Here is a 26,485-nt window from a genome sequence, read left to right on the forward strand (position 1 = left end):
GAAAATGCGCGATGTCCAGATCCCCGACTTCTCGAAGAAGTCGGGGATCTAATTTGTCACGAATGATTTAGGATTGCTATATGCAGATTTAGTTGTCTTGATTCTGACTTCTGAATTCTGAATTCTTTTTCAACAGATATTTGTACAAACAAAGTTAATTACATCTGCAAGTCCAGACTGAGTTTTTAAATTAGTAAAAATAAAAGGTTTATCACCGCGCATTTTTTTAGCATCTCGTTCCATCACACTTAAATCTGCACCAACATAAGGTGCTAGGTCAATTTTGTTAATCACCAACAAGTCAGACTTGGTAATACCGGGGCCACCTTTGCGGGGAATTTTATCACCAGCCGCAACATCAATGACATAAATTGTTAAATCCACCAATTCTGGACTAAAAGTAGCAGCCAAATTATCACCGCCACTTTCCAAAAAGACCAAATCCAAATCGAGAAAACGTTCTTCTAACTGTTCAATTGCTGCCAAATTCATCGAAGCATCTTCGCGGATAGCAGTATGAGGACAACCACCAGTCTCTACACCCAAAATGCGATCGCTAGCCAACGCCTGAGAACGCACTAAAAACTGAGCATCCTCCTGAGTATAAATATCATTCGTCACCACCGCAATTTGATACTGCTCACTCAATCCCTTACACAAAGCATCCACCAAAGCCGTCTTCCCCGAACCCACCGGGCCAGCAACTCCCACTCTAAATGTATTCATTCTTATTTGTCCTTTGTCATTTGTCATTTGTCCTTTGTCATTTGTCATTTGTTATTTGTCATTTGTCATTTGTCATTTGTTATTTGTCATTTGTCATTTGTTATTTGTCATTTGTTATTTGTTATTTGTTATTTGTTATTTGTCACTTTCGCTTGGTAGATGGTTATTAGTTATTAGTTTTTGACTAATGACCAATGACTAATGACCAATGACCAATGACTAACTCCTAAACAACCTTGTATACTGCGTTTCATGCTGCATACTTGCCAGCGATAAACCCCAACTACAACAGGCAAGTTGATCATCCTCCAACGTTAGAATTTCCAACGCCGCAGCACTGAGTAATGGTTGCAAATCTAGCAATAACTGCTGTCCTGCTGTTTGTCCAAGGGGAATAAGTTTCACGCCAGCAGTAATCAAATTACTTGCCCAACTGTGCAGATATCCAAGTAATGCAGCTTTGATATTAATTTGCCAATGGGCAATGGCAATACCAAAAGCGATCGCATAATTGCAAGGATTACCCACAGCATTGGCAATAGGTACAATCTGAGGTTCTAGTTTACCAAGTAATTGGATGAGCGATCGCCCCATCTGCCAACTAGAGGCGCGTAATTCTTCTGTTTCCCTAGCGGCGGATAACCAGAGATTCCAACGGCATAGCGACTCTACATCATTCATTTTTGCGGATTGCTGCGATCGTACCATCACCGCCGCCTCTAACCGAATTGCCCCGCAGAGCAACTCCGCTTTTAACCAAAGTTTGAGATGTAAGGCGTTGGCGATAATACCATTTTCTACGAGCGTTTCCAAGCCTTCAGAATAACTATATGCTCCCACAGGCAACGCGGGGCTAGCCAGTTGTAAAATACTCAAAAATTGACTATCAGTGAGCATGATGGTGTTGTCCATAAGCTCCTAATTCTGGCTGAAATGGTAGAATTTCCTCTTTAACTTCTAACCCCAATTGTTCCAACATTGTGCGTAAAACCGAGTCTGAAGACAAGCGTAAATAAGTTGGAGTAATTTCTACAGGTACATGACGATTTCCTAGATGGTATGCCGCCCGTAAAAATAAAAGTGGTGTTTGGGCAAAGGCAGTCAACACTAGTTCTGGTTTAGCAGTAATTCTGATTAAACTCCTATGGGTTTCTTCTTGCAGAATATCGCCATCGTGTAAAACAGTTCCTCTGGGTAAATGTAAAAATATAACTTTACCATCTTCAGTTTCAAAGCGATGACGACTGCGGGTCCGTTCTTCTGCTGTCAGCGCCAGAGTAAAAGTAACTGCGGCATCGTGATTAGGTGGTTTAAGTTGATTAAATGTCAGCATACAAAGTTTTGCTTGATCTTTCGCTTTTCATTATGGTTCTAATTTAAATACCATAACTGCCTTGCCCAAAGGAAAGATAAAATTAAGCAAAGAAGGCAGTAAGTCAAACGGGAACAATCATGAACCAAGCCATTGAGGGAGTACGCTGGACAATTCACGATTTAGAGGTTCTACCCGAAAATGAGTGGACACATTATGAAATTATTAATGGAGAACTCTTTGTGACTCGCACTCCTCACCGCCGTCATCAACAAGTTTGTGTTAAAATCGCTCGACAACTCGATGTTTGGTCAGATTCGAGTGGTTTAGGAGAAACAATTGTCGCTCCAGGTGTGATTTTTTCGCAAGCAGATAGCGTTATACCGGATATAGTTTGGGTAAGTCGAGAACGACTAGCGCAAATTGAAGATGAAGCAGGACATTTGACAGGCGCACCGGAGTTAGTAGTAGAGGTTTTATCCCCTGGTAAACAAAACGAACTTCGAGACAAGGAAGCAAAACTGAAACTTTATTCAATTCAAGGCGTGCGTGAGTATTGGATTGTCGATCGCTTTACGAAACAAGTCGAAGTTTATCGCCGAGAAAAAGCACAGTTAGTTTTAGTTGCTACTTTGTTAGGCGATGATGAAATCACATCGCCACTTTTACCAGGATTTTGTTGTTCTATCGGTTTATTTTTTCCTGAATAATCGCAAAATCGAGAATATTTCTGTAAACTTAACCATTAAAAATTAGGAAACCACAGCAAGAATAAAGCCAATATTGCGGGTATTGATTGGATTAAAAATGCTGTTGGACGTTTCAAGGTAATGCTACCAAAAATACCTGCGATCGCTACACAAATTAAAAAGAAAATCACAATCGATGAAGGCTCAACTTGTGGAACCTTTTGTGAGATAAATAATCCCCAGATTAAGCCAGCAGCAAGAAATCCGTTGTATAAGCCTTGATTTTGAGCAAGAATTTCAGAAATTTGCTCTGGAGTGAAATCTCCGACTATTCTTTCCTGAACAAATTTTGTCTTCCAGAAAAACATCTGCACAACTAGAAAAAGGATATGTATGAATGCAATAATGCCTATGAGTACCTTGACAAATACTTCCACGGTTACTGGTCTCCTAGAATTTAATTATTAACAGACTATACTAGTAAATCAAACCTCGTTATCTTGAAAATATAATTTAGGACTTACGCAAAAATAATTGAAAAGCCTATTATTCCGTAGCGGTAATTCATGAATTACCGCTACTTACGACGTATTTTGCATAAGTCCTATAATTATTGAATTTCAACTTTTGCAGATTCAATATTCAGATGACTATACTGAGATGAGAGATTTTTTAATTCTTCCATATTTTCTACATATTGAGCATCTATCAGTAAATTACTAGCTTGGGCTTGTAGTAGGCGATAACTCCCAGCTTTTTGTTTGACTGGAAAGGCATTACCAATGGCTTGAATAGTTATGATTACTGCCCCTAAAACACTAGTGGCAACTTTTTTATTTTGCTCATCTATTTGGTTTAAAGAAGCCAAAATAGTAATCATTAAAGTGAGAATGATAGTGGTAATTGTTAAACTTGCATCCCAACTTCCATTGATTCGTCTGAGTCTGCTAGTATGGTGAGTTAGTTTCTCAATGTCATCCTGTAATTTTTTTCTTTGATCTTGAAAATCTTGCACTTCAGCCTTCTCCTATATATGAAAACACTTTGGTTAGTTCGATGATTTGAGATTCTATTGAGAATAGAGTTTTATGAATTACAAAGACAATATTTACCCCATATCATCTAAAATATGGGATAAAAATAATTAAAACATTACAAGGATTCTTGCAATTATGCCAGTAACATTGGAGTTCCTTTCCAATAGTATTCAGATTCGCCACAACTCCAGTGATTTCTCCTTGGGAACGTGTGGGGGCATCAGAACCAGCAAGTTCGTTAAGCAGTTGAAAATAAACACTTTGATAAGGGATAACTCTGAACAGATTTGAGCAACTTTTATTTTGCCTTAATTAAATTGATACCCCGAACTAGATCGCTCTGTCAGTAAGAAAAAGTGTGCTAGTTTATGTAAAAAATTGTAAACTTTGCCATAATCTTCCCAGCAAGACCAGACAAGTTAAATACTTAAACGATACGTGGATCTTGTTGAGCGATGACAGGGGAAGAGGCACTCAAATTAGTCGATGCTGTTTTACGCTCTACGATCTTGGAGCAAGGACTAAATGATATTCAGTCTGTAGTCTTTCTCGAAAGTTGGATTGGACACACTTATGCGGAGATTGCGGTTAAACTAGGTTATGATTGTGACTATGTTAAACAGGTAGGTTCGCAATTGTGGCGATCGCTCTCCCAAGTAATTGGCGAAGAAGTCTCTAAAAAAAATATCCAAACTATTCTGCATCGCTATCAGCAATCCCAAACCAGTACACAAGATTGGGGAGAAGCCGTTGATGTCTCCCGATTTTACGGTCGCCAAGCTGAACTGCAAACTTTATCAACATGGATTGGCAAGGAGCATTGTCGTTTTGTCGGGATTTTTGGACTCGGTGGAATTGGCAAAACTACTCTCTCGGTGAAACTTGCCGAGCAAATTCAGTCCCAGTTTGAATATGTAATTTGGCGTAGTTTACAGCAAGCATTGCCACTAAATACCTTACTGGGCGAGATTTTGCCGATTTTAATGGGTTCAGAGGCAACAATCGATAGTTCAATTAATCTTTTGATGAAACAGTTGCAGCAAAAGCGTTGTTTGTTAGTTCTTGATAATGTCGAGTCAATTTTACAAAGTGGAAACCGGGGGGGAGAGTACCAACAAGGGTTTGAAGCATACGAACAGCTATTTGAGCGGATCTGCGATGAACTCCACCAAAGTTGTCTGATTGTCACTGGACGAGAAAAACCAGGTAAAATTGCAATCCGATCAGGAGAAAACTTACCAGTGCGATCGCTCTGTTTGTCGGGACTATCAGTAATAGAAGGTGAGCAAATACTGATCGCTAAAGGGTTAGATAAAGCACCTCAACATCAAAACTTGGTCAATTACTTTGGTGGTAATCCACTCGCTCTCAAAATTGCTGCAACCGCTATTCAAGATATATTTTGTGGTGATACACAAGCATTCTTGGCACAAGGTAATACTCTTTTTAGCGATTTATGGGACTTACTCAAGCAACAGTTTGAGCGTTTACCGCCTCTGCAACAGCAGATTATGTACTGGCTAGCGATTAACCGAGAAGGGGTAACGCCAGCGAAGTTACAAACTGAAATATTGCCGCAAGTATCTTGGCGAGAACTCTTGGAAGCCTTGGAATCACTCAAGGGACGCTCTCTCGTGGAAACAAGAACCACAGGGTTAACGCAACAACCCGTAATTATGGAATATGTTACAGAACAATTTATCCAAACTATTGAGTGGGAACTTACTACAGGCGAACTCAATTTATTCAGAACTCATGCCTTAATTAAAGCCCAAACTCAAGACTACGTGCGCGAAGCACAAATTCAATTTCTTTTGCACCCCTTAGTGGAGCGACTTTTAACCCACTTCCACACACAAGCCCAACTTGAGGCGCACCTTTGCCAAATTTTAGCTAAATTGCGATACCAAGCAGCAGTGCAAACAGGCTATGCAGGGGGCAATCTACTGAATCTATTTTCTCACTTGCAAACCGATCTGAGTGGCTTTGACTTTTCTTATCTGGCTATTCGCCAAGCTTACTTAGCCAATGCTACATTGCACAACACTAATTTTACTGGCGTTAATATTAGCGAAACCGTCTTCGCCGAAACTTTTGGTGGTGTACTCAGTGCTGCTTTTAGTCCAGATGGAGAGTATTTAGCTACCGGTGATACCAAAGGTGAAATTCAAATTTGGGATAGTGGCACTGGCAAACAACTAATTCGTTGTCGGGGACACCAACATTGGACATGGGCTGTAACTTTTAGTCCAGACGGGCGGTATCTGGCTAGCGCTGCTGATGATTATTTAGTGAAGTTATGGGATGTGGAAACTGGGCAATGTCTGCACACATACAAAGGACATACATATTCAGTTAATGCCGTTGCTTTTAGTCCTGATGGTAATATCCTTGCAAGTTGCGGTCAAGATTTAACTATTCGTTTGTGGCAGATTGGATCAGAAAAGCTTAAGCGAGAAGTTCAGACTTTAGTTGGTCATGAAGGTCGAGTGTGGGCGATCGCTTTTCACCCTGATGGTCAAATTCTTGCCAGTTGTGGAGAAGATTGTACAATTCGCCTGTGGGATATAACTACTGGTACGAACCTTGGTGTTTGGCAAGCACATGATCGCTGGGTGCGATCGCTGGCATTTAGCCCAGATGGTCAGTTACTCGCAAGCAGCAGCTATGATAATACGATCAAACTTTGGGATGTAAAAACCCAAGAATGTCTTCAAACCTTACGCGGACATCGACAGACAGTAACAGCGATCGCATTTAGTCGAAAGGGTCAACAGTTGGCTAGCAGCAGTTTTGACCGCACTGTAAAATTATGGGATGTCGTCACCGGAAATTGTCTGAAAACCTTTCTCGGTCATACCAGCCGAGTTTGGACGGTTGCTTATCATCCCAATGAGCAACAATTGGTCAGTGGTGGCGATGACCACGCCACCAAACTATGGAATATTCAAATAGGACGCTGCACAAAAACATTCAAAGGACATACCAATAGTGTATTATCCCTGGCTCTAACTCCAGATGGCGACTATCTAGCAAGTGGACACGAAGACCAAACAATTAAGTTATGGAATATCAAAAACGGTATCCTAATGCAAACATTACGGGAACATACCAACCGCGTATGGTCGGTGGCGTTTCAACCTAATAGCCAGCATCCTTTACTCGTCAGTGGTAGTGCAGACCATAGCATCAAATTATGGGACTGGAAGTTAGGAACCTGTCTACAAACCTTACACGGCCATACTAGCTGGGTTTGGACAGTTGTTTATAGTCCAGATGGCAAACAGTTAGCCAGTAGCAGCTATGACCAAACCGTGAAACTTTGGGATATTAGCACAGGTGAATGCTTGAAAACTTTCAAAGGACATACTAGTTCAGTTGTTTCAGTCGTCTTTAGTCCAGATGGTCAACTGCTGGCAAGTAGTGAGTTTGACGGGATGATTAAGCTGTGGGACGTTAAAACTGGAGAATGCTGGCAAACTTTAAAAGGACACACCAACAGCGTGTGGTCAGTTACCTTTAGCCCTAACGGAAAGTGGTTACTAAGTACGAGTTTTGACCAAACCCTCAAACTGTGGTTAGTTTCCACAGGAGAATGTCTTCAAACTTTTACAGGACATGAAGGCCCCGTTATGGTGGCGCGATTTAGTCCAGATGCTCAGTTTATTGTTAGTGGTAGTTTAGATCGCAATCTGAAACTCTGGGATATTTCTACAGGAGAATGCTATCAAACTTTGGTGGGTCACTCAGAGCTTATTTATAGTTTGGTGGTAGCTTCTGTCCCAATTGGAGATGCAACTTCTGCCAGACTGACTGCTTTCAGTGGTAGCTTAGACGAAACTCTCAAAGTCTGGGATTTGCAAACTGGTAAATGTGAGCAAACTTGGAGAGCGCCTCGCCCCTACGAAGGTATGAAGCTTGAACAAATTCAAGGGTTAACAGAAGCTCAATTGGCAACTTTGCAGGCTTTAGGTGCTGCTGCTTAGTAGTTTGTCAAGCCAACTTCAATACGATTCAAAGAGCAAATACTCAACTTACAGCCAAGGCAATTCCATTGCCTGCGGCACACTGCGTGAACGCGGCTACACAAACATAGACGCTTTGCGGCTACTCTTACGAGAACGCTTTCAGCGTTAGCCACCCACAGCGTAGTCCGCGGAGGTGGACTAAGGAAAAATTGAGGGTTTGAAACCCAGGAAGGTGGGTAAAGCCTCGTGTAGCTGCGGTTTCTAACCGCCCTTTTATAAATTTAAAGGGACGACTCCAACAGGTGAAATCGTCCCTTTAAACTTATAAAAGTGAGATATTCTATCTGCTTACCCTGGAAGGTTCAACCCACTCATCCCAAGAGCTATCGTAGCCATCATAAGTAATTTTATAAAGTTCGTTACTAACTTCTAAAACCTGCCCTTGATACCATTTCCCCTTCCACAAAATTCTCACTGCATCTCCAGCTTCAAATGATGCGCGGAAGCGTCCAGTGCCAACCCATTCATTCCAGGAGCTATCGTAACCTTCGTATGTAATATAGCAATTATCATTATTAACCTTAAGTACCGTTGCCGGATACCATGCTTCCTTCCAAAGAACCTCAGCCTTTTGCCCTACAGAACAAGGTGAAGCAGCAAAAGCGCTAGGAATTAATGTTCCTACCCAAGTTGCCATGAATATAGCGCCAAACAATACTTTGTTTTTCATGATTATTTCTATCCTCAAATAGTAAAACTGAATTTTGATGATGATTTATGAAAATCTACTTCAAAATTTGCAACTAACTGTTACTATTTTCGTGGGATTTATTTAGCGATCGCCTCAGCAAAAATTATGAATTTTCACCGCCATTTGTGAAGATATTGCATCTAAAATTAATAGTATCTATCGATTTTATTTACTTGAAATTCTTAGAGCCTTTGAATCACTTCTACAATTTCAAGGGACTGCACGCTTACAAAGACAAGTTCCACCCCCATCGGGAAGCGCGTTATTTGGTTTACCCAAGTTTAGCTGCCTTACCCGATGTAGTTGTAGCATTGATTCGCGCAGATTCAGGCGATCGCCTCTTTGATTATCTCAAACCCGGAGTGTGAACTAAATAATTAATAGAGCAGGCTTTTCGGCCTACCTCACAAGACTTAACTCCTAGTTTCAATATCGTATAGATTGCAGAGGGTAAGGAGTTTTTGTTTGAAGCGATCGCGCACATTTTCAGGTAATATCACAACACAATCTGGCGCATACTGCATCACTTCGCGGCTAAACCAAAATGTACTAGATACTCGCCTAACAACTCGCCGGACTCGCGGTTTATCTGGTAGCCACTCATTGATATTGTCTTCTGGTTTAGCTTGATAGGCAAAAGCCAAGCCAGCAAATAAATGCATTTCTACTTCTATCTCAGCCAAACTTCGCCAATCACCAGAAATTGGCATGACAGCAGCTTCAGTAATCCTGTCTAATCGCAAACTCCAGTTGTGAACCAGTTCTGGGATATCAAAGTTTCCTTCTGTCTCTTCGCACCAGCAATCAAGATATACCCGCTTTTCGTGGGGTGTAACTTTGGCATGGCGAACGGTAAAATTAAACACACGCTCTGCTGCATCCTGATAGGAAAGCTGAAAAGGCTGTTCGCGCAAGATGTAACGGTCTATTTCTAAGCGCCAAGGTGGGGGCAAATTCTCTAGGAAACGTTCGATTTCGCCTCGCAACGGTAATGATAGTTCGCTGCGTTCCAGAAGTAAGTTTGCAATGATTTGGGCTTGTTCAATTTGCCCGATGTCTGTCAACGCATTGATACATCTATGTAATGCCCTGATGCGTGGTTCTTTCCAATCGTTATTGTTACCGATGAGTAACTTACGTTGAGCGATCGCTTTAATTAACTTAGAAATGTTAGGCTCTTCTCCCCACATCATACCGAATTCACGAGCGATCGCTTCTAGCTCGGCTTTATCATGTTCTGATATCGACAGTGTAATAGATTGACCTTTTCGACTCATTAAAATTGTCCGTATACTTTGTACATATTTTCTCTTGTCAACTTCTATTTTGCGTGCCAATATAGTTTTTAACAACCAGTTACGGACACTATTTAAGTGTATATCCGAATATAGAATTAGGAGAAGAGGATTCATTGAGAAGAATTACGACAAATTTGGAGAAGTATCAATGACTAAGAACGATTTACTATCTCGAATTTCCATTGATCCCAATATTTGTTTCGGTAAACCTTGTATTAAAGGTCATCGTATTTGGGTTAGTTTAATTCTCGACCTTCTTGCAAGTGGAGAAAAAATAGAGACAATTTTAGAAGAATATCCTGGTTTAGAACGACAAGATATCCTAGCCTGTATTGCATACGCTGCGGAGATGACAAGAGATAGCTATGTAGAAATTCCTTTAGGGTTGCAAAAGGAATCAAAAAAGTGAATATTAAACTTGATGAAAATCTTGGTAGTTTGCGAGTAGCTACATTATTGCGTCTTGCAGGACATGATGTTGCCACTGTCCGAGAACAAGGTTTAATTTCAACTCATGATGAGGAATTAATTGATATTTGCCGTAGCGAGAATAGATGTTTAGTAACGATAGATAGAGGATTTGGAAATCGTCTTAAATATAATCCTTCTCACTATACAGGAATTATAGTCATTCGTTTACCATCCCGTCCTAGTTTTGAAGATTATCGTACAGTTACAGAAACTCTAATTGCTGGGCTTGAAGCAGCAGATGTGACTGGTAAATTATGGATAATTCGACAAGGAAGTATTCAAGAATATCAGGATATTGAGGTGGAAGGAAAAGACAAATGACGGAAGCATACAAAATTACTCTCAAGCCTGTTTACTCGCAAACCGTCCCGACACCTGACGGAGTGAAATTACCTAAAGATTGGTTGCTTTCTTGGCATCAAGCCGCAACTTTAGAAGCGTTGCGCGATCCAAATATTGATGTCGTGTTCAACACTGCGATGACTGGCGATGGTAAAAGTCTAGCGGCTTACCTAGAAGTGCTTCAGGGTGAATTTTCTGCGATCGGACTTTACCCAACCAATGAACTCGCCCGCGATCAAGAAACGCAGATTAGAGGATATGTTGAGAAATTCCAGCCAGAGAATCAGCCGCGTGTAGTGCGACTGAGTGGGGCTGATTTAGAGATTTATGCCGAAAATGAAGGATTGAAAAAAGGGGCTGCACTACTAACTCTTGCTGGACAATCCGAAATATTTTTAACAAATCCTGATATTCTCCACTACCTTCATCAAGGAGCTAATCTAACTGAGAATGATAGCCCTGATAAACTATGGAATAGAATTAATAAAGATTTTGACTTGTTTATTTTTGATGAATTTCACGTTTTCGCAGCTCCACAAATTGCTAGCGTGATTAACACTATGTTGTTAATTCGCTGTACAAATCGCCGCAAAAAATTTCTGTTTCTCTCAGCTACACCAGATATAAACTTAATTGTACGGTTAGAAAAAGCAGGATTTCGTTGTAAAGAAATTGATCCTTTAAAAGAAATTAAATATCAATTTCCCGATACACCAGAAGAAGGTCAGCAACTGCAAACACAGGGCTGGCGACAAGTAGCACGGACAATTGCGCTGAATTTTATTCCTTTGGAACCATCGTTTAAAGCTTCGGAAACCTGGCTAAAAGAAAATAGTGAGTTAATTTTGGCTCAGTTTCAGCAGTATCCAGGAAGTAAAGGCGCAATCATTCTTAACTCAATTGCAGCAGTCAAACGCCTTACTCAATTTTTTCGGGAAATATTACAGCCTTACGGATTGAAAGTTGGAGAGAATACAGGGCTATCAGGAAAAGGAGAAAAAGAGCGAAGTCTTGCTGCTGACTTGGTTATTGGTACTAGCACAATTGATGTAGGGGTTGATTTCAAAATCAATTTTCTAATTTTTGAATCATCCGATGCAGGTAACTTTATCCAGCGTTTAGGACGCTTAGGAAGGCATGACGAATATGAGAAAGATGGACAGATAGTTAAGTTTGAGAATTTTACAGCTTTTTCTCTAGTTCCTAACTTTTTGGTAGAGCGATTGTTTAAGGGTGATACTCCACCATTAGAAGTGAATAGTATTTACGATCGCCCCTTTTTTCACAATACAATTACTGAGAATTATCGACAAATCAACGATTTTCGTGGTTATTATCGTCGTTGGGGGGCTGTGCAATCATTTTGGCTGTTTTATCAGTTGAGCGATCGCACAATTAAACAACAGTATGCACAAAGCCGAGACAAGTTTCAAGAAGCCTGTGAACAATTATTTGAAACTAGTCTAAAGTCACAAGCTGGACGTATTCAAGGATGGGCGAAAGATTGGCAAGCACTTTCTGGTAAATCAGGAAATCCTATTGCTGAGGATGCTGCTAGTTTTCGAGGTTCAAGTCCTTTGCAATGTGGTTTATACGACTTAACAGAAGAAAACGAGGCAGATAGGTTTAAAACCTACGATTTACCGGGTATTTTGGGCAATTTAGAAATTGAAATGTGGACGGAAGCGGCATTTATACGGACCCTCAAAGAAACCGTAGAACGCACCGGACAATCCATTGCCAAAGGCAGATTTGCTCATTGTCTAGCATTTATGAAGTTGCGTTCTTACCGAGAGGAACGGCTGAACTGGAAATTTACCTATTCTGGAAACTTGCAGCCAATTGCTGACGCTTGGAAAGTTCAGGTTTTGACTGGTGTGGAAATTTGGCAACCTGACAACTATTGGGTTGGGGAAATTAACAAACGCCTAAAAAAGGAAGGTTTGGTTTGTTACGTGATTCGCCGTCCTCTTGCTGAAGTGCGGATGCGGCTAAGACTACCGATGAATTTTCAGATTTATGGCATCAGCGATCAGTATAGCTTTCATGATGCTACTGCGCCCTATGCGATCGCTTTTGGCCACTCTGCGCTGCTGCTGGATACGCTTGCTTACACGTTTAAAAGCAAAGGAGATGAGATATGGATTGCTTGAGGTTCAATCCCTGATAGGGATTACTTACGGGCTACATAACAGGCTATCTGCGAGGACTGATTGTGTATTTCAATCCCTGATAGGGATTTTTTTACCTCGTTTGCACAAATTAGCACAAATTTAAAAAATAGTAAATTTAAAAGTTCTCTAGTCACACAATCATAACTCGCTGATTAGACTGTTACTTGTATAAACACGATGACAGTATATTCAATGGTCTAAGGAATATAAAAGAGATATACTCAGAGCAACAAGCTTAAAAGGAAAAGCTCAAATGCTCGACCCGAATACCGACTCCCACTTATTGAGCTGGGTAATGAATGCTGACATCAACCAGATTCAGCAGATCCATCAAGCCCTTACACTTCGTCTATCTGGCAAAGTATGTGAGCATGACCGCCGTATCAGTGCTTTAGAAAACAGGATTGACAAGCTAGAAACAACTTCATCCTTAAACGAAGCTCAACTTCAGGAGTGTCAGGATTCAGTGAGCCTTTTAAAGACAGAAATGAGATACACAGTTTCTCGAAATGAAGACTTGCAAAACCTTGTAGATTTCCATTGTCCACCGGAATAAGGTGTTTTGTTTTTTACAATTCAAAGACCCGCAGAAAGTCTACTGTCAACAGATAGCTAACCTATGAACGAACAAAAACTTTTGGAAAGAATCACAGTCAACCCTCAAATATTTGGTGGTAAACCAATTATTCGAGGTCGCCGCCTAGCTGTTGAACATATTTTAGGGATGCTTGCAGCAGGGGATACTATCGAAACCTTGCTAGAAGCTTATCCCTGGTTAGAACGAGAAGATGTGCAAGCCTGTTTAGTTTATGCACCTCGGCTAGTTGGTCATGAATAACTTGAATGTTTTCCGCTATGAGTAACCCAATTTCAGACAATTACAGACATTTGCTAATGGAAATACAACAGCGTATTCGTTCAGCCCAGTATGAAGCACTAAAAGCAGTTAATCGGGAAATGATTAACCTCTACTGGGACATTGGACAGATAATTGTTACTCAACAGCAGGGCGCTAGCTGGGGAAAATCCGTAGTAGAACAGTTAGCAAAAGACTTACAAGCAGAGTTTCCAGGAATTAGCGGATTTTCTGCTGCTAACCTCTGGCGGATGAGGCTTTTTTATGAATCCTATGTCAACAATGAAAAACTCGCACCAATGGTGCGAGAAATTGGATGGAGTCACAATCTGGTCATTGTAGAGAAGTGCAAAGATGACCTAGAACGGGAATTTTATATCAGAATGACTCGTAAATTTGGCTGGACAAAGAATGTTTTGATTCACCAAATTGAAAATCAAACCTATGAAAAGACTCTGTTGAATCAGACTAACTTTGATAAAACTGTTCCAGCAGAGATCCGTAATCAATTAAAACTAGCTGTAAAAGATGAATATACTTTTGATTTTTTAGAACTAGCAGATGAACACAGTGAACGACAGCTAGAACAGGCGATTTTAACAAGAGTTGAACCATTCTTGCAAGAAATGGGTGGGATATTTGCTTTTATCGGTAGTCAATATCGGCTAGAAATTGATGAAGAAGAATATTTTATAGATATTTTATTATATCATCGCCGCTTAAAGTGTTTGGTAGCGATAGAACTGAAAATTGGTAACTTTTTACCTGAATATGTAGGCAAGATGCAGTTTTATTTAGCTGTTTTAGATGACACGGTAAAGCTACCTGATGAAAATCCTTCTATTGGAATTATTCTTTGCAAGTCTAAGCAAAGAACGATTGTTGAATATGCGTTGAGGGAATCTAATAAACCAATTGGTGTAGGAACTTATCAAGTGGTTTCAACATTGCCTCAAGAATTAAAAAATCAGCTTCCGGCTCCAGAGCAAGTTGCCAAGTTGCTAGAAGGCGTGGAGTAAAAAAATGGAGTTTGAAAATGTCTAATGATGATTGGTTATCAGGTGATTTTGGTTTTGATGGTGATTCTTCAGACCGTACCATTGAAACCGAAGGTGAGTTACTAACACTCAAGCTATTACGAGAAGCAATTCAATCTCAAAATCCAGATGATAAAGTAATGGCAGACTTTGGTGAGTATGTTTTACCAAATCTATTGCGGATAGCCATTGGTGTAACTGCGAAAGGCGGTAAGTTTTTTGATGAAATTGACCAACAGCGAGAAGCTGAAGGAAAAACTAAAGTCAGACGAGATAACGCAGCTGACCAATCACTGAATACTCACTTACTCAATGGATTATTCCCAGCTAATTTAATTGAGAAACGTTTAGAAAAACTAAATACCACAGTGCAGCGAGTGGTGAAAGAGCGAGAACGTAGATTAGTAATTGCTGGATTTATTTTACATGATTTTGAAAAGTTTCCTGATGTACCTGAAAACTGCCGCAAGTTGCCGTTAGCAGAACATCGTGAAATTATTGATAAAAAAGTTCATCAGTTAGGACTAGATAACTTTATAAATCCAGAAAAACCTGAAGCTTATCGAGAATATCTAGATGATCTGTTGTGCATGGCTTACAATGCTCAACGTCGCTGGGATACTAACTGGAATTTTTCTGAATTTGGCTTGAATCCTCTTCTCAAAGACCGTACCCTTCGCAGTTTATCTGATTTAACTTGTTTAGCTGATTCTCTCGCCTCAATTGTTAAACATCCCCAGGACGCAGAACATCCTAGACTCAAAGAAATCATCCACAGCCTCAGTGATGGACAATTGAAATTTACCTATCACAGCATTGCTGAGAATCGTGGTGTTTTAACTAATGTGGTGAATAATGCTTTAATTCAGGCTCATACAAGTCTAAATACTTATGAGCATACCTATTATGAACCTTTGTTATATCTGCCAACAGGCGTGATTTATTTGGCTTCGCGCAATGCTCCAGCTATCTCGCCGGAAGATTTACCAGACCGTGTAGTTAACAGTATTAAATCGCTTTGTGCAGGTCAATTACGCCTCAGACAAACAGGATTTGGTAGAGATGGCAAAGGCATGAAATATGCCGAATATTACAACTTATTTTTTGACGATATAGGCTTGATGAAAGTAGCCTTAGATGCTACATTACGCATCTTAAACCCTAATAAAGCCTCTGTCGCTAAAAGCCGCAGCGAAAATCTGAACAAGTTTCAGCAACAAAATGTTTTATCTGCTGATTATGATTTCAAATTTGAAGACGATATCCGCATTGACCAAATAGCAGAATTTGGTGATTTAGTTAGCCGGAAGATTTGGGAAGAGACAGTTAATCGCGTTGATTCTGCTCGTAAGAAAGATAAAAAGCTGCCAGCAGTTCCCGATTTTGATTTAACTCACAAAGTTGCAGAATTTTGGAATTTAGCAGAATGTTTACCCCAAATTAGAGAAATTCAACGCATTAATGAAAGTCTCAAAGAAAACAAATTAAAGGGGAATACTGGAGGAGTACCTTATGAATGGTATTATCTGGCGGCTAAATATTTAGAACATCATCCAGGGATTGAAGATGTACGCGAAGCTTGCCAGCAAGTCATTGACTATTTGACAACCTTAATTTCTCCAATAATTTCTCAGTATGAATTGCCTGATGGTTGGGATGATTTAAGGCTTTGGGTAAAACGAGTTGTGATGTTACCAGGCACTAATCAAGAGCCATCTGTTAAAACTCAAGTTGAAACGTTTTTAAATGAGTTAGATAATTATAATGCTGCGAAAAAATCAGGGCGAGGGAAACAATTAATCTGCTCAATATCTCATTCTGCTTACACGGTTACTGAGCAAATGGAATCAGCAGTTTTATTTACGCCTCAAGTTTATACAAACAAGCAAATGTTAGGAGGTTCTAACGCTAAACGCAATATCTCCAGTATTGCAGGTGTGGAGATGATGCTGAGGCAAATCTTGATGAATCAAACTCAAGCTGTAGGTAAGCGATTTGAAGATGGGAAATATCGCTATCTCTACTTTTATCCTACTTATTACTTTACTCCAGAGACTAACAAGTTTTTGCAGAAAGCATACAATGGTATTGCTCAAACTCGCTTTGATACCAGCGTTCGCAATCATTTTATCAGTAAGGATTTACAGGCGGATTTGGGGCGCGATCGCTACCAAAGCGTAGATAGTTTCTTAATTGATGAAAACCTCCAACGTGACAAGGATCGCACCTTTAAGCTTTCCTATCCTGAAGACCAGCCTTTAACATTTTACTTCATGGCGCTCCCGCCTGGAAGAGACAGCACCGATACAGAATCTTGGGTAATGCCAACTTGGTTAGCGTTTGCTTTCCCGATGATTTTAGATCTTAAAACTGTGGTTTCTGAGTCACCAATTCCACCTTTTAATGATGGGGCTGAGTTTGAGGAAAGCGTTTTCCTTGATAGTGCGCCTCATGCTTTTCGTGCTTTAGTAAGGCGCGATCGCTTCCGTCTTGACTACATCCTCGAAGGCTGGAATGAAAACGGTATTCAATACCCAGCACCTTTAAATGTGCTTACCGCCGCTTACGCCATTCATTTAGATGTGAATGCAAGGCAAGGTAAGTCTGGTTACGATGCCAACTGGGGGAGATTTACAGAACTGGCTAAAGATTTTGAAACCAGTCCGTTGTACGTCTTTTCTTATCTCAATCGCTGGGTGCGTAACCAGGGATCGGAAACAGCACGAATCGAGAAAATTAGGCTTTATGCCTATCATTTTTATCCTTGTTTTGACCCTTATGTGAAATATGACACTAATATGGAGCAATTAATTGTGGGAGAAGCATCAAGTCTGAATCATCCTAAGAAATTAACAGATTTATACCGCAGATTTTACCGAGCTAATAAGCGTTATAATCCTAAGTCTAATGCTGTGTTGAAACCAGTTGATATTGCGGCTGAAACTATACTCAAAGCTGAGTCAAGTGTGTTTCAGGGAGAAACATTAGTTGTGGCTGTTGCAGCAGAAGTTTTTAAACTCATGGATCGCGTTCATTCTTCTACTGCTGAAGGACGTTGGATCATGAGCAAACGAGAAGAAGAACGGCAAGCTGTTCTAGATTTTGCCAAGTATTTTGTAGTGGAGGTATTTGATAACGCATTTGCAGGCGATCGCGCTCGTTTGGCAGGCCGTCAACTCAACTTAATTAGGGATACTTGCGAATTTCTTTATCGTCTTGAAGATGATAAAGAAAATGCAGGGAGAAATGAAAATATTCCTGTAATAGATGATGTTAATGAACCGGAATAAATTTTTCTTCTAGAAGTAAACAAGTAGTAAACAATTTTTTGGAGATAAATCATGGCAATTTTAAAAACTGTTGAATCCAAATTCTTTCAAACAGAGATTCCTTACAAACCAATGGGGAAATATGTTCATTTCTTGACTATTCGTATTACTGAATCTTATCCTCTATTTCAAACAGATGCAGAACTGAATAAAGCACGGGTAAGAGCAGGAGTTAAAGACAAAACCACAATTAGCCGTTTGTCAATGTTCAAGCGCAAACAGTCTACTCCAGAGCGTTTAGTTGGTCGGGAATTGCTGCGTAATTATGGATTAATGACTGCTGAAGAATGCGAATACAACGTGAATTTTGCAATGGATAATCCTGATTGCATCATTTACGGATTTGCTATTGGTGACTCTGGCTCTGAAAAATCAAAAGTTGTGGTAGACACGGCATTTTCAATTACAGCTTTTGATGAATCACACGAAACATTCACCCTCAACGCTCCTTATGAAAATGGTACGATGGCTTCTAAGGGTGAAAATGGTTCTAAACCTGGTGAAGTTACCAGTCGAATTAATCAGCAAGACCATATTAAACCGCAAGTCTTCTTTCCTAGTATTGTCACCTTGAAAGATCCCACTGAAGCTAGCTTCCTTTACGTTTTTAATAATATTTTACGAACTCGTCACTATGGAGCGCAAACAACCCGTACAGGTCGCGTCAGAAATGAGTTAATTGGTGTTGTATTTGCGGATGGAGAAATCACAAGTAACCTGCGTTGGACTCAAGCAATCTATGACCAAATGAAATCTAACAATACTTTAAATGCTCCTGATCCACTAGATGAAGATGATGTAATCACTGCTGCAAAAAATGCTATTGAGGCGTTAATGGCTGATGAGTTTATTGTTCACACAGATTTCATTGGTGATGCTTTTGTATCCCTAATTAATGAAGTCAAAATTTTAACAGGAAGTGAGAAAGGTATTCAGGCAATTTTGCAGAAGGCTGATGCAGAAGCTAAGGATTATGCCAAGAAGCATATTAGTAAGAAGAAAACGGCTGCTAAAGCGGGGAAAGAGTAATGGTGTTTATTTCGCGTTGTCAAATAGAACTACATGACAGCCTTTATTACGCAACTCGTGAAATCGGGCGATTGTATGAAACAGAGCCAATAATTCACAATTATGCTCTCTGTTATGCACTGGGTTTAGTTGATAGCAAAATCTACTCTACTACCGTTGCTGAAGAACATTCTTATCGCTATTTTTGCCCCGAACAAGTGCCAAAATATGAGGAGCATTTAACGCCACTCAATCAACAGCAAATTTACGTAACTCCGGCGCGATCGCTCAATCATTCTTCTATCCTCAATACCTGGAAGTATGCTAACAACAACTACCACGTTGAAATGGAGAAAACACAGAAAAATATCCCTAGTTTTGGCAGAGCAAAAGAAATAGCACCAGAAAGTCTATTTGAGTTTTTTGTCATATCTCAAAAAGAACTCAAAGTACCAAAGTGGATTCGCTTGGGTAAATGGATGAGTAAGGCTGAAGTGACGGTTGAAAAATTACCGAAACATAAAATTTCTGAAGGTATATTCACTTGTACACATCCATTAAATCCGTTAGATGTCATGTTCACGAATCAAGTGATTAGCTATGATGTTGTGAATATGCCTCCAGTCAGTCTAATTCAGAATGTCCAAATGCGAGGTCAATACTATCAATTTGACGGCATTCAAAACTTAAAAATTCCAGTTCAGATACAATATCGTTTTCGGAGTTAATTACTTCCCAAAACCTTTACCACGGTTTTTATTTTTTCGAGGCTCTATCGTCATTAACTCGGCTTTAAAACCTCTGGAATCTTGCAACATTAACTTACGTATTCGCTGGCGTTGGTAAGTCTGCACTTCAGCAGCTAGAGGATGATTAGGATCAATTTTTAGATGAGTAATAGAAGAAACATATTTTTCTTTACTTTCGGGATTATTTGGCTCTTTTAGTCCGCACATAATCCCGCCTTCATCTCCTGAATAGCCAACGAAATCAATCTCAAATTCTCTGTCTGGATCGGCGTTTACTCCTTTTTGCTTTAATGTCTTCAAAAACTCCTTCCCGGCTCGTGCTTTAATGGGTAAGTTCTCTTTCATTTTTTCAGTTAGCGCCTTTGCTGCATTGTAATCATCAATTCTCATTGGTCTTTCTCGCTATGTAGTTTTTCTCACTTAAAAGAATACTACTATCATCACTCGACAGTCTTTAAAATTTTAGATAACACATTCAGCGATCGCTCCTCTATCCCCAGTGAAACACTATCAACAACAAACCAACGCCTTCCCCAGCGATTACCTAAACAACTTGTGGGGAGAAATCCAAGCTTGTCCTTACTTTGCTATCAACAACCTCAACCGCGATTTTGTCGCCACTAAAGGATTTTCTGTAGTATTTCAGCGTTCTGGATTAGCAAAAGTAGAACAGCAGTTTCCCTACTTCAAACCTTACCTCGATTTGGCTCTCCAGCCTAATTGTAATGCTTTTTACCTCAATCCTTTACAACTCAAAGAAGGCTCCCGCGTCGATCCGCATATTGATCGCTCCCTGCGTTCCTACTCCAAAACCATTGAACCGCCTGCGGTTGTCAGTGTGCTTTATGTGCGCGTACCAGCAGATATGGAAGGGGGAGAACTGGTATTGCGATCGCACAAGCGCCAACTTGGGCAAATTAAGCCCCAATTCAATACTTTAGTTTATTTTCAAGGTGATTTAACTCATTCGGTTAACGCTGTCAAAACCCCAGGAAATCGTCTAAGTCTCGTTTGTGAACAGTATAGTTTGAGTGATGCTGAACTCCAGGAAATCCCTGAGTTTACTGTAGAGTCAAGAATCACTCAGTCTACAACCAAAAAGAGAAAGTATGCCTCATAGTTTAGTGTTGAATTTGCTACCTCAATCGCCCATTCCACCGCAGTATCTCACAGGTAGACATCTCCACGCCTTATTTTTAACCCTCGTTAGTTCTGTAGATACCACATTGGGCGATCGCTTGCACGATTCCACCGCAGATAAAGCTTTCACCCTCTCTCCCTTACAAATTAATTCCCCCCTTTTGAAGGGTGGTAAGGGGGGATCTAAATTGCAATACTCACATCAACAACCCATTCCCGCCGGAACTCCTTGTTGGTGGCGTATCTCCTTATTAGATGACACTCTATTTAGCAAACTTACCCAACTCTGGCTAAATCTGAATCCCAATCGCCCTTGGCATCTTGGCCCGGCTGACTTGTATATTACCAGCATTCAGGGTACACCCCAATCTATTCAACCTTGGGCAAATGCCACTACTTACGCTCAATTATACGAAGAAGCTAGCGATCGCAATTCTTCCATAAATCTTACCTTTTCCACGCCTACTGCCTTTCGTCAAGGACAGTATGATACTACCCTTCCTACCAGAGAATCTGTTTTCAATTCCCTACTTTCGCGCTGGAATAAATACAGTGGCATAGAATTATCTCAGATTGCGATCGAGTCAATATTTCCTTCATTTGTCAATATTCACACAGAGATATTAGCTGATTCTCGCAGCAAATTTATTGGCATTATTGGCGAAGTTAACTACAAGATTTTAGGGGCAGTTGAAGCAATACAAATTAAGCAGATTAACGCTTTAGCTGACTTTGCTTTATATACTGGTGTCGGAAGAAAAACAACAATGGGTATGGGAATGACGCGGCGGCTGTATTCTCCCTAATTTCAATAATCATTTAAAAACCACCTAAGTTATGAATCAAACCGAATATATTTCCATTGCGGCATTGAATCAATATGCCTATTGTCCGCATCGCTGTTGGCGGATGTTTTGTGCAGGAGAGTTTACCGATAATCAATACACAATTGAAGGCACAACTTTACACGATCGCGTCCACACCACAAGCGATATACAGCGAGGAGAAACTTGGCAAGTTCGAGCAATTTGGCTGAAGTCGGAGCAATATAAACTCATTGGCAAATCCGATTTAATTGAAGCCGAATCAGGTCAAGTTTATCCAGTGGAATACAAACGAGGACGCAAAGGCGAATGGGATAACGATGAGTTGCAAGTTTGTGCCCAAGCCTTATGTTTAGAAGAGATGACAGGAGAAACTGTTACTACTGGATATATCTATTATGCCCACTCCCATCAACGGCAATTAGTAGAGATTAATGCAGAGTTACGGCAAAGTGCGATCGCAACTATTCAATCTGTCACAAATCTCCTAGAAACAGGAGCAATGCCAAAACCAGTTTACAGCAAACGCTGCCAAGGATGCAGTCTTTATTCGCAATGTTTGCCCAAAGCAACCGATAAAGTCAAAAGTTACCAAGAATTAAATTAAATCATACCCCAAAACCATCATGTAGAGACGCGATTCATCGCGTCTTAAAAGACCAATCATCTACACAAACAATCCTTGTTAGCCCGTATTGAATTATACCTAAAAATCTATTTACCCAAGCCCCAATTATTACTAGGAAGAATCAAAAATGGGAACAGTTTACGTAACACAAGCTGATGCTTTTATCGGCAAAGTTGACGAACGTCTCACCGTCAAAGCCGAACAAAAAACAATATTGGATATCCCTTTAATTAAAATAGAGGGAATTGTAGTACTAGGTCGGGCTACTATTTCTCCCGCCGTCGTTAGTGAACTTTTAGAACGTCACATTTGTTTAACATTTCTCACACAAAACGGACGATATTTAGGGCGTTTAGAACCAGAAGCTACTAAAAATATCTTTGTTCGTAAAGCCCAATGGCAAGCTGTGGGAGAATCACAACCAGCAATTCATTTAGTCAGAGGATTTGTGCGGGGTAAATTGAAAAATTACCGCCACACTTTACTTCGCACTCAACGAGAACATCTTGATACTGACCTGAATAATAACATCACTCGATTGGAAAATGCGATCGCACCAATTGAAAAAACTAGCAGCATTGATTCCCTCAGAGGCTTAGAAGGTGCTGGTAGTGCAGCCTATTTTGGTTGTTTTCAACAGTTAATCAAAACCTCAGAATTCCGCTTTGAAGCCAGAAATCGCCGCCCACCAACCGATCCGGTTAATGCCCTGCTGAGTTTTGGGTATTCATTACTACGTCATGATGTGCAAAGTGCTTTAAATATTGTCGGTTTCGATCCCTATCTAGGATACTTACACGTTGAGCGTTATGGTAGACCTTCCCTAGCCTTGGATTTGATGGAAGAATTTCGTCCTTTAATAGTGGATGCTGTAGTGTTGTCGCTGATTAACAAGCGATCGCTAACCCTAACTGACTTTACCACCGAACCGCTCAGTGGTGCTGTGTCTTTAACCAAAGAAGGACTGCATACATTCCTTCGCGCCTACCAACAAAAGAAACTATCGAGTTTCAAACATCCAGTGATGGGAAACAAATGCACCTATCAAGAATCGTTTGAAATTCAAGCGAGATTATTAAGCAAATACCTAATGAACGAAATCGATAAATATCCCCCCCTAGTTCTCAAATAACTTGTAATTTCTCCCCATTCCCTATTCCCTATTCCCTACTCCCTTCATGTATATTGTTGTCAGCTACGACATTCCAGAAGATAAGCGTCGGACAAAAATCCATTCGGTTTTGAAGTCTTACGGACAATGGATGCAACTGAGTGTGTTTGAGTGCGATATCACTCTCACTCAGTATGCTAAACTGCGATCGCGTTTAGCTAAATTGATTAAACCCGACACTGACAGCGTTCGTTTTTATTTTCTCTGTGGCTGTTGTCAGCGAAAAGTCGAACGTATTGGCGGAGAACAGCCACGGGACGAAACAATTTTCTTTGCTGAGTCCACTTCTAGCTAGATTTCTGTATTTCAAATGCGCGGAGGGGTAGGTGTACAAATTCGACAGTCCCAAAAAAGTGCCTCTATTCCAACTACAGTAAGGCTTTCAACCCATTGTTCTCTTACTCGTCATCCGCGCAATCTCTGAAATGCTTATCAAAACACGATTTCAGCCTTGAAATTTTCCTGACGCTCTTTCCAAACGAATTCTCTAATGCTATGATTGCCCTTGAATCGCGCAACCGCACCTTGAAAACTAAATACAGCTTGGGTTTGAGGCTCCCGCCATTGCAATTCATCAAAATCCCTATTAGGGATTGAAACTTCCCACCTCCTGTTGGAGCATAGACTAAGACTGATTGCAATTCATCAAAATCCCTATTAGGGATTGAAACGCAAGCGCAAGTATCGGCACAGGATACCGGGAATTGCAATTCATCAAAATCCCTATTAGGGATTGAAACAAAATACTTGGAACTGGAAAGATAAAGACCTCGAATATTGCAATTCATCAAAATCCCTATTAGGGATTGAAACAGGGCGATCGCACCTCATTCCTAATTCGCCCTGATTGCAATTCATCAAAATCCCTATTAGGGATTGAAACCATGTCATGCCTATTCAGGAATTGAAAAAGCTTATTGCAATTCATCAAAATCCCTATTAGGGATTGAAACTTAAGTATTGGCTAACGCCTAGAAATGTGTATAACATTGCAATTCATCAAAATCCCTATTAGGGATTGAAACTGCAACCTTGATAGCTGCTGGCAAGATGTCTTTTTCTAATTGCAATTCATCAAAATCCCTATTAGGGATTGAAACAACAATTGGCTTGGTGTTTGCATCTCCTGCAAATTGCAATTCATCAAAATCCCTATTAGGGATTGAAACCTATAAATAACCGACTAATTTCTGAAGGATTCAGATTGCAATTCATCAAAATCCCTATTAGGGATTGAAACGTCTGCGACCATGTGTTGAACCGTGTATGCCAATATTGCAATTCATCAAAATCCCTATTAGGGATTGAAACAGAGGTTCATCCATAAAAGCTTGCAGTAATTCCCATTGCAATTCATCAAAATCCCTATTAGGGATTGAAACGTACCCAATCAGCTCTACTTGGATCTACCTTTTTGATTGCAATTCATCAAAATCCCTATTAGGGATTGAAACGCTACCCCACTGGCAAGGGCCAAGTATTCTGCACTGGAACATTGCAATTCATCAAAATCCCTATTAGGGATTAAAACTAGTGTAGAAAAAGGAGTAAACCTCAAAGTCTCTCTCCTTTTAGGCTACGGTGTACACACATCTTTCTAGAAAAGCAAAATTGTCGTAGATCCCCCTAAATCCCCCTTAAAAAGGGGGACTTTAAGAGCTTTTTGCCCCCCTTTTTAAGGGGGGTTGGGGGGATCAAAAGCCTGTGGTGCAACTCTAGAAGACTTGTGTGTACACCGTAGCTCCTTTTAGGAGAGAGGTTTGGAGAGAGGTCAAAATCAATACAGTTCGGAAAAGTTTTTTAATGACACGCCGCCAATTGTAGAGACGGCGATTTATCGCGTCTCTTGCCTTAACCGAAACGTATTGAGGTCAAAGTGTATTGCATACAAACGAGCGATCGCGGTATATTCCTTTCAAACAAAACAATGCAAAAATGAAAGGGTGGGCTGCTGCCCACCCTAAACCATTATTTACTTAGCAATAGTTTAAACAGGTGCTTCAGTAGCAGACTTACCAACAAGCATTGCGGTATTTTCGTCGCTTTCCAGGATACCGAATTCAATCAACAACTCTTCTAACTCTTCCATCTCAATCGGGGTAGGGACAGTGAGGTTTTTGTTGTCGATAATCTTGGTAGCCAATGTCCGATATTCGTTACTTTGATTGCTGTCAGGAGCGTACTCGTTAACAGTCATCCGACGCAATTCTGCGTGTTGAACAATATTGTCACGAGGTACGTAGTGAATCATTTGGGTGTTCAAACGTTTTGCCAAGGTTTCGATTAAATCGATTTCCCGGTCAACGTTACGGCTGTTACAAATCAGACCACCCAAACGCACACCGCCAGTGTGAGCATATTTGAGAACACCACGAGCAATGTTGTTAGCTGCATACATCGCCATCATTTCACCAGAGGTAACGATGTAGATTTCTTGTGCCTTACCTTCACGGATAGGCATAGCGAAACCACCGCACACAACGTCACCCAAAACGTCGTAACTTACAAAATCAACATCTTTGTAAGCACCGTTTTCTTCTAAGAAGTTGATAGCGGTGATAATACCACGACCAGCGCAACCCACACCAGGTTCAGGACCACCAGACTCCACACAACGTACATCGCGGAAACCGGTTAGCATTACTTCTTCGAGTTCAATATCTTCTACAGCGCCACGTTCAGCAGCTAATTGAAGAACACTTGTTTGAGCTTTACTGTGTAGCATCAAACGAGTAGAGTCAGCTTTAGGGTCGCAACCGACAATCAGAATGCGTTGACCCATTTCAGCCATTGCTGCTAGGGTGTTTTGAGAAGTGGTAGATTTACCAATACCGCCTTTACCATAGAAAGCTATTTGTCTAATCTTTTGCTCAGTCATGGTTGTGTTTCCTACAATGATTTAGTTGATGGGTCGTAAGCTTGATGTGAAATCTTCACCCTTGGCGTCGTAGGGAAGTAGAGCCTGTTGGCGTATA

Annotated in this window: 25 protein-coding genes, 1 pseudogene and 1 CRISPR repeat array; of the genes and pseudogenes, 17 read left to right on the top strand and 9 right to left on the bottom strand. The window is 40.5% G+C overall.

The features are described from left to right. Window positions 1-129: 129 nt before the first annotated feature. The 3 genes from ureG to ureE form a co-directional block, all read right to left on the bottom strand. Complete coding sequence (gene ureG / locus ABF638_RS19280; RefSeq protein WP_435024617.1) at window positions 130-726, bottom strand: urease accessory protein UreG; 597 nt, start codon at window positions 724-726, stop codon at window positions 130-132. 219 nt (window positions 727-945) lie between these two features. Then, window positions 946-1,638, bottom strand: a complete 693-nt coding sequence (locus ABF638_RS19285; RefSeq protein ID WP_435024618.1) for an urease accessory protein UreF — start codon at window positions 1,636-1,638, stop codon at window positions 946-948. After that, complete coding sequence (ureE, locus tag ABF638_RS19290; protein WP_435024619.1) at window positions 1,613-2,059, bottom strand: urease accessory protein UreE; 447 nt, start codon at window positions 2,057-2,059, stop codon at window positions 1,613-1,615. The genes ABF638_RS19285 and ureE overlap by 26 nt, the downstream gene beginning before the upstream one ends. A gap of 119 nt (window positions 2,060-2,178) precedes the next feature. Between ureE and ABF638_RS19295 the strand changes: the two genes are divergently transcribed. Beyond that, the gene (locus tag ABF638_RS19295) at window positions 2,179-2,748 is read left to right on the top strand and encodes a Uma2 family endonuclease (RefSeq protein ID WP_435024620.1); all 570 of its coding nucleotides are present in this window, start codon (window positions 2,179-2,181) and stop codon (window positions 2,746-2,748) included. A gap of 35 nt (window positions 2,749-2,783) precedes the next feature. Here the strand turns inward: ABF638_RS19295 and ABF638_RS19300 are convergent, their stop codons facing one another. Both ABF638_RS19300 and ABF638_RS19305 read right to left on the bottom strand, forming a co-directional pair. After that, entirely contained in the window at window positions 2,784-3,164 is a 381-nt protein-coding gene (locus ABF638_RS19300) for a DUF1304 domain-containing protein (RefSeq protein WP_435024621.1), read from the bottom strand. 173 nt (window positions 3,165-3,337) lie between these two features. Further along, window positions 3,338-3,742 (bottom strand): hypothetical protein, encoded by a 405-nt coding sequence (locus tag ABF638_RS19305; protein WP_435024622.1) that lies wholly within the window; start codon window positions 3,740-3,742, stop codon window positions 3,338-3,340. 477 nt (window positions 3,743-4,219) lie between these two features. Between ABF638_RS19305 and ABF638_RS19310 the strand changes: the two genes are divergently transcribed. After that, the gene (locus ABF638_RS19310; protein WP_435024623.1) at window positions 4,220-7,750 is read left to right on the top strand and encodes an eIF2A-related protein; all 3,531 of its coding nucleotides are present in this window, start codon (window positions 4,220-4,222) and stop codon (window positions 7,748-7,750) included. A 322-nt stretch (window positions 7,751-8,072) separates the two neighbouring features. On the opposite strand, the gene ABF638_RS19315 is transcribed toward ABF638_RS19310, so the two are convergent. Continuing rightward, window positions 8,073-8,462 (bottom strand): agenet domain-containing protein, encoded by a 390-nt coding sequence (locus ABF638_RS19315; RefSeq protein WP_069067881.1) that lies wholly within the window; start codon window positions 8,460-8,462, stop codon window positions 8,073-8,075. Between the two features lie 194 nt (window positions 8,463-8,656). Here ABF638_RS19315 and ABF638_RS19320 point away from each other — a divergent pair. Continuing rightward, a pseudogene (locus tag ABF638_RS19320) lies at window positions 8,657-8,851 on the top strand (phosphatidylglycerol lysyltransferase domain-containing protein); the annotation flags it as partial. A 45-nt stretch (window positions 8,852-8,896) separates the two neighbouring features. Here the strand turns inward: ABF638_RS19320 and ABF638_RS19325 are convergent. Then, window positions 8,897-9,760 (bottom strand): WYL domain-containing protein, encoded by an 864-nt coding sequence (locus ABF638_RS19325; RefSeq protein ID WP_435024624.1) that lies wholly within the window; start codon window positions 9,758-9,760, stop codon window positions 8,897-8,899. 169 nt (window positions 9,761-9,929) lie between these two features. Here ABF638_RS19325 and ABF638_RS19330 point away from each other — a divergent pair, with 169 nt between their 5' ends. The 9 genes from ABF638_RS19330 to cas5d all read left to right on the top strand — a co-directional run bounded on the left by ABF638_RS19330 (window position 9,930) and on the right by cas5d (window position 19,726). Then, a complete protein-coding gene (locus tag ABF638_RS19330; protein ID WP_435024625.1) occupies window positions 9,930-10,190 on the top strand; it encodes a DUF433 domain-containing protein in 261 nt (86 codons plus the stop codon). Next, the gene (locus tag ABF638_RS19335) at window positions 10,187-10,573 is read left to right on the top strand and encodes a DUF5615 family PIN-like protein (protein WP_435024626.1); all 387 of its coding nucleotides are present in this window, start codon (window positions 10,187-10,189) and stop codon (window positions 10,571-10,573) included. The genes ABF638_RS19330 and ABF638_RS19335 overlap by 4 nt, the downstream gene beginning before the upstream one ends. Then, window positions 10,570-12,747, top strand: coding sequence for a type I-D CRISPR-associated helicase Cas3' (gene cas3, locus ABF638_RS19340; RefSeq protein WP_435024627.1), 2,178 nt, complete (start codon window positions 10,570-10,572; stop codon window positions 12,745-12,747). The genes ABF638_RS19335 and cas3 overlap by 4 nt, the downstream gene beginning before the upstream one ends. Window positions 12,748-13,021: 274 nt before the next feature. Next, window positions 13,022-13,324: a hypothetical protein gene (locus ABF638_RS19345; RefSeq protein WP_194198662.1), complete on the top strand. Its 303-nt coding sequence runs from the start codon at window positions 13,022-13,024 to the stop codon at window positions 13,322-13,324. A gap of 63 nt (window positions 13,325-13,387) precedes the next feature. Next, window positions 13,388-13,606: a DUF433 domain-containing protein gene (locus ABF638_RS19350; RefSeq protein WP_435024628.1), complete on the top strand. Its 219-nt coding sequence runs from the start codon at window positions 13,388-13,390 to the stop codon at window positions 13,604-13,606. Between the two features lie 17 nt (window positions 13,607-13,623). Beyond that, entirely contained in the window at window positions 13,624-14,643 is a 1,020-nt protein-coding gene (locus ABF638_RS19355; RefSeq protein ID WP_435024629.1) for a PDDEXK nuclease domain-containing protein, read from the top strand. Window positions 14,644-14,660: 17 nt separating this feature from the next. Beyond that, window positions 14,661-17,951, top strand: coding sequence for a type I-D CRISPR-associated protein Cas10d/Csc3 (gene cas10d / locus ABF638_RS19360; RefSeq protein ID WP_435024630.1), 3,291 nt, complete (start codon window positions 14,661-14,663; stop codon window positions 17,949-17,951). Between the two features lie 51 nt (window positions 17,952-18,002). Then, window positions 18,003-19,019 carry a type I-D CRISPR-associated protein Cas7/Csc2 gene (cas7d, locus tag ABF638_RS19365; RefSeq protein ID WP_435024631.1) on the top strand — a complete coding sequence of 339 codons (1,017 nt, stop codon included), beginning with the start codon at window positions 18,003-18,005 and terminating at the stop codon, window positions 19,017-19,019. Next, window positions 19,019-19,726 (top strand): type I-D CRISPR-associated protein Cas5/Csc1, encoded by a 708-nt coding sequence (cas5d, locus tag ABF638_RS19370; RefSeq protein ID WP_435024632.1) that lies wholly within the window; start codon window positions 19,019-19,021, stop codon window positions 19,724-19,726. Before cas7d ends, cas5d begins: the two co-directional genes overlap by 1 nt. Here the strand turns inward: cas5d and ABF638_RS19375 are convergent, their stop codons facing one another. Beyond that, window positions 19,727-20,137, bottom strand: coding sequence for a hypothetical protein (locus ABF638_RS19375; protein WP_435024633.1), 411 nt, complete (start codon window positions 20,135-20,137; stop codon window positions 19,727-19,729). It lies immediately after the preceding gene. Between the two features lie 109 nt (window positions 20,138-20,246). Here ABF638_RS19375 and ABF638_RS19380 point away from each other — a divergent pair, with 109 nt between their 5' ends. The 5 genes from ABF638_RS19380 (at window position 20,247) to cas2 (ending at window position 23,805) form a co-directional block, all read left to right on the top strand. Next, the gene (locus ABF638_RS19380; RefSeq protein WP_193947514.1) at window positions 20,247-20,867 is read left to right on the top strand and encodes a 2OG-Fe(II) oxygenase; all 621 of its coding nucleotides are present in this window, start codon (window positions 20,247-20,249) and stop codon (window positions 20,865-20,867) included. After that, the gene (cas6, locus tag ABF638_RS19385) at window positions 20,857-21,693 is read left to right on the top strand and encodes a CRISPR-associated endoribonuclease Cas6 (protein WP_435024634.1); all 837 of its coding nucleotides are present in this window, start codon (window positions 20,857-20,859) and stop codon (window positions 21,691-21,693) included. Before ABF638_RS19380 ends, cas6 begins: the two co-directional genes overlap by 11 nt. A 31-nt stretch (window positions 21,694-21,724) precedes the next feature. Then, window positions 21,725-22,318 (top strand): CRISPR-associated protein Cas4, encoded by a 594-nt coding sequence (gene cas4, locus ABF638_RS19390; protein ID WP_435024635.1) that lies wholly within the window; start codon window positions 21,725-21,727, stop codon window positions 22,316-22,318. Window positions 22,319-22,466: 148 nt separating this feature from the next. After that, window positions 22,467-23,471: a type I-D CRISPR-associated endonuclease Cas1d gene (cas1d, locus tag ABF638_RS19395; RefSeq protein ID WP_435024636.1), complete on the top strand. Its 1,005-nt coding sequence runs from the start codon at window positions 22,467-22,469 to the stop codon at window positions 23,469-23,471. Between the two features lie 46 nt (window positions 23,472-23,517). Next, window positions 23,518-23,805 carry a CRISPR-associated endonuclease Cas2 gene (cas2, locus tag ABF638_RS19400; protein ID WP_435024637.1) on the top strand — a complete coding sequence of 96 codons (288 nt, stop codon included), beginning with the start codon at window positions 23,518-23,520 and terminating at the stop codon, window positions 23,803-23,805. A gap of 268 nt (window positions 23,806-24,073) precedes the next feature. Further along, window positions 24,074-25,041: a CRISPR direct-repeat array (repeat unit 37 nt; unit sequence ATTGCAATTCATCAAAATCCCTATTAGGGATTGAAAC). 456 nt (window positions 25,042-25,497) lie between these two features. Here the strand turns inward: cas2 and nifH are convergent. Further along, the gene (gene nifH / locus ABF638_RS19405) at window positions 25,498-26,388 is read right to left on the bottom strand and encodes a nitrogenase iron protein (protein ID WP_069074423.1); all 891 of its coding nucleotides are present in this window, start codon (window positions 26,386-26,388) and stop codon (window positions 25,498-25,500) included. Window positions 26,389-26,485 lie beyond the last annotated feature (97 nt).

It is taken from the genome of Nostoc sp. CALU 1950, from assembly GCF_051172895.1.
Classification (GTDB): Bacteria; Cyanobacteriota; Cyanobacteriia; order Cyanobacteriales; family Nostocaceae; genus Nostoc; species Nostoc edaphicum_A.